Raw genomic sequence first — 4,136 nt, 5'->3', positions numbered from 1 at the left:
CAACAAATTGGGGTTTGTCATCAGCCTGAGAAGCTCAAATTTGATCTTCTATATTTTTATCTTCAATTTTCATTTAATTACGTAAAAGCAATTCCAAATAATTTTTCAAAGTCTAATATATTTTGAATTAGTTACCATAAAAAGCTAAAAAGTGGCATATATCCAGTTAGGATGTTTCGTATAGTTGGTTTCGTTTTAGCCCCAAAAAACTATAATTTTTATTTTATTCATAAATTTGATCCTAAACACTCTCTTAAATTGCAAAACTAAAACGTTTTAGCTACTATTCGGTTTATAAATTTTTTAAGCAGAGAGTATAAAATATGAGTAAAATTTGGGTGTTAGGTGATGCGGTCGTGGATTTAATTCCAGATGGTGAAAATCACTATCTACGTTGTGCGGGTGGTGCACCTGCAAATGTGGCGGTTGGGGTTTCTCGTTTAGGTGGGGAAACAGGGTTTATTGGGCGTGTTGGAAATGATCCGCTTGGTAAGTTTATGCAACAAACCTTGCAAGATGAACAAGTTTCAACCGAGCATATGGTTCTCGACCCACAACAAAGAACGTCAACGGTTATTGTTGGGCTTGATAATGGCGAGCGTAGTTTTACCTTTATGGTCAATCCAAGTGCCGATCAATTCTTAGAAGTCACAGATCTACCGCATTTTAACCGCAATGAATGGTTACACTGCTGTTCTATTGCGTTGATCAACAACCCTTCTCGTTCAACGACCATTGAAGCTATTCGCCGTATTAAACAAGCGGGCGGTTTCTTCTCATTTGATCCAAATTTACGCGAATCTTTATGGCAATCTCTTGATGAAATGAAAGCGGTGGTAAATAGTGTTGTGGCAATGGCAGACGTGTTAAAGTTCTCCGAAGAAGAATTAACACTATTAACCAATACAACAACCCTTGAGCAAGCGACATCTGCTATTACCGCTCAATACCCAGAAAAGCTCATTATCATTACTTTAGGTAAAGATGGTGCGATTTATCATCTGAATGGCGAGAGTAAAGTCGTGGCGGGTAAAGCATTACAGCCTGTTGATACCACAGGTGCAGGCGATGCTTTTGTGAGTGGATTACTTGCTGGCTTATCACAACAGCCAGAATGGAAAAATGAGCAAGTTTTAACGGAAATTATTCGTAAAGCCAATGCGTCAGGGGCGTTAGCGACCACAGCGAAAGGGGCGATGTCTGCTCTCCCAAATAAACAACAACTTGATGAATTTTTAGCAAGTTAATGGTATTAACACCTTAATATCAAGCGGTTGGATTGAGCCGATTTTTTGCAAGTGTGTTTTGTAATACGCTATCTCCTAATGCCAACCGTTTCTTATTTAAAAGGATAAAAACAATGCATATTTTTAATCAAGGTAAGTATAAGAGCTTACACGCTCAATCCACTGGGGAGCTTGCACAAATTCGTGAACAGGTGCTATCTGATAAAGACTTCCGACCAACTTATCATCTCGCTCCACCAACAGGACTACTGAATGATCCTAACGGCTTGATCTTTGATGGCGAACACTATCACGTTTTCTATCAATGGTTTCCTTACGATGCTATACACGGAATGAAACATTGGAAACACTTTATCACTAAGGATTTTCATACTTTCAGTGAAGCAGATAGCTTAATTCCCGATGAAATGTTTGAATCTCACGGCTGCTATTCAGGTGGTGCAATTTTATGGCAAGATAAAATTGTTGCATTCTATACGGGTAATACACGCCGAGCGAGTGATAATCAGCGTGTACCCCATCAAAATATCGCGATTTTTGACAAATCTGGTAAGTTACTGGAAAAACGCTGTATTATCGATCAAGCTCCTGAAGGCTACACTGAACACGTTCGTGATCCAAAACCTTACTTAACGATTGATGGCAAAATTCGCTTTGTGCTAGGGGCACAACGTCAAGATCTCACAGGCACTGCGTTAATTTATGAGATGGATAATCTTGAAAGCAAACCACGCCTTATTTCAGAATTAGCTTTGCCTCATTTTGATAATCATAATGTTTTTATGTGGGAATGCCCTGATCTCTTCCAACTTGCCGATAAAGATATTTTTGTATGGTCGCCACAAGGGAAATTGCGTGAAATTCAGCAATTCCAAAATAATTTCCACGCCACTTATGCAGTAGGCTCTTTATCTGGAAATCAGTTTAACGCCGAACATATTGAAGAGTTAGATTACGGTTTTGATTTCTATGCACCGCAAACTGTTCAACAGGCTAATGGGATTTTGTACGGTTGGGTTGGCTTACCTGATTTAACCTACCCGACCGATCGCTACAAATGGCACTCAATGTTGAGCTTGCCTCGCCAGCTCTCATTACAAAATGGCAAAATTTATCAAAAGCCAGTGTCGGAAGTTTATGCACAGTGCCACTCAAGCCAAAAAGTGCTTATCGAAAATCGTCAAACCATTGCTCATCTCGATACCGCCTATTTGCAATTTGAATGGCAAAACCAACCGCTTAATATCCGCTTTTTTGATAATGCACAAGGGCATCATTTAACGCTAAATTATCAAGATGGCTTGCTTTCCCTCGACCGCAGTGCATCAGAGCAAACGGAACTAATGGCTCAATTTGGTGAAATCAGATATTGTCGAGTAGAGCGATTAGAAAAAGTTGAGATCTTCTTTGACCGTTCTGTAATGGAAATTTTTATCAATGATGGCGAAAAAGTAATGACATCACGCTTTTTTATTGCGAACAGAGAAAATATTATTCAAGTTTCTCAGCCATTATCGCTAGAAATTGCACAAATTTCGGCAATTGAATATAAATAGAGTACAATAGGCAAATCCGCATAGATTTGCCTATCAAGGAAGACGATGAATATTCCACTCACAAGAAAAAGAGTTACACTCAATGATATTGCCGAATTAAGTGGCGTGTCGAAAACCACAGTCAGTATGATTTTAAATGGTCAGGCTGACCAATTTCGTATCAAACCAGAAACTTGTGAGAAAGTAAAAGCGGTGGCGAAAGAATGTGGCTACCGCGTAAATGCCTCTGCGAAAGCCTTAAAAATGCAACGAACAAATGTGGTTGGTTTGGTTATTCCCGATCTAACCAACTACGGCTTTGCTTTTAAAGCAAAACGTTTAGAAAAATTGTGTCGTGAAAATGGCTTATTACTGGTTGTTGCGTGTTCTGATGATAACCCTGCTCAAGAAAAATTAGCGATTGATCGTCTGTTAGATCGTCAGATCGACTTATTGATCACTGCTCCTACCCATCAAGATCCTAAGTATTACAAAAGTATAATGAAACATACTCCTGTGGTACAAATCGACCGCTATGTTCCTCAGTTAGATCTCTGCTATGTTATCAGCCAAGATACACAGAAAATTGCTGAAGTGGTGAGTAAAGTGGCAATGGATTATCAACTTAGTGAGTATTTCTATTTTGGTGGACAGCTTTCTTTATCCCCTAGCCTTTCTCGTTTAGTGGGTTTTCAACAAGGCTTGAAACAAGCTAATTTACCAGAACAAAGCGGTTGGATCTTACATAAAAATTACCAACCTGAAGCAGGGTATGAGATGCTACAAGATGTTGTTGCTCAATTAGGCAGACTTCCCCAAGCTATTTTTACCGCCTCTTACACTATTTTAGAAGGGGTTTTACGCTATCTCACAGAGCATAAGCAGATGGATAAATTACTTAATCGAGAGCTCCATTTAGCCACTTTTGACGATCACGATCTGTTAAATGCGTTGCCTTTTCATATTCATTCCATCAAACAAAATCATCAACAAATTGCTGATGAAGTCTTTACAACGCTACGCCAAAAATTACAAGGGAAGTTCCCTGAAAATTGTGTTGTTGAGTGTGAAATTGTTTGGCGAGATTAGGAATAAATAATTCGATTGAGGTGATACCACTCTTTGTGGAAAGTCACCTCAACCTTGGTGTAATGGACAAAATGGTTGCTGATTTACCCATTACACGTTCAAGTGGACAAAGTGGTTGCTAATAATATTTTTCTTATGTTGTTAGCAACTCTTTTTATTTAAAAAATCCTTTATAAACATAACCTTACGTTTTTTGCTTAATCCATTGTGATTATTTAATTTTCGTTTTAGTTCACTAAATAATCCTTCAAGCCTATTTGTCGTT

3 protein-coding genes are annotated in these 4,136 nt (G+C 38.5%); all 3 read left to right on the top strand.

What is annotated here, in order from left to right:
* The first annotated feature begins 323 nt into the window (after positions 1–323).
* The 3 genes from A1D25_RS01765 (at position 324) to A1D25_RS01755 (ending at position 3,871) form a co-directional block, all read left to right on the top strand.
* A complete protein-coding gene (locus A1D25_RS01765) occupies positions 324–1,247 on the top strand; it encodes an aminoimidazole riboside kinase (RefSeq protein WP_157394008.1) in 924 nt (307 codons plus the stop codon).
* 113 nt (positions 1,248–1,360) lie between these two features.
* On the top strand, positions 1,361–2,803 hold the full coding sequence (locus A1D25_RS01760) for a glycoside hydrolase family 32 protein (RefSeq protein ID WP_157394007.1): 1,443 nt from the start codon (positions 1,361–1,363) through the stop codon (positions 2,801–2,803).
* A gap of 45 nt (positions 2,804–2,848) precedes the next feature.
* On the top strand, positions 2,849–3,871 hold the full coding sequence (locus tag A1D25_RS01755; protein ID WP_157394006.1) for a LacI family DNA-binding transcriptional regulator: 1,023 nt from the start codon (positions 2,849–2,851) through the stop codon (positions 3,869–3,871).
* Positions 3,872–4,136: the final 265 nt, after the last annotated feature.

The sequence above is a fragment of the Ursidibacter arcticus genome, from assembly GCF_009761375.1.
GTDB classification, from domain to species: domain Bacteria; phylum Pseudomonadota; class Gammaproteobacteria; order Enterobacterales; family Pasteurellaceae; genus Ursidibacter; species Ursidibacter arcticus.
This window is presented reverse-complemented; position numbering and strand designations above follow the sequence as displayed.

Excerpts from the sequence above, each read along its gene's own strand:
- A1D25_RS01755 (WP_157394006.1), top strand. The coding sequence starts at position 2,849 with ATGAATATTCCACTCACAAGAAAAAGAGTTACACTCAATGATATTGCC.
- A1D25_RS01760 (WP_157394007.1), top strand. The coding sequence starts at position 1,361 with ATGCATATTTTTAATCAAGGTAAGTATAAGAGCTTACACGCTCAATCC.
- A1D25_RS01765 (WP_157394008.1), top strand. The coding sequence starts at position 324 with ATGAGTAAAATTTGGGTGTTAGGTGATGCGGTCGTGGATTTAATTCCA.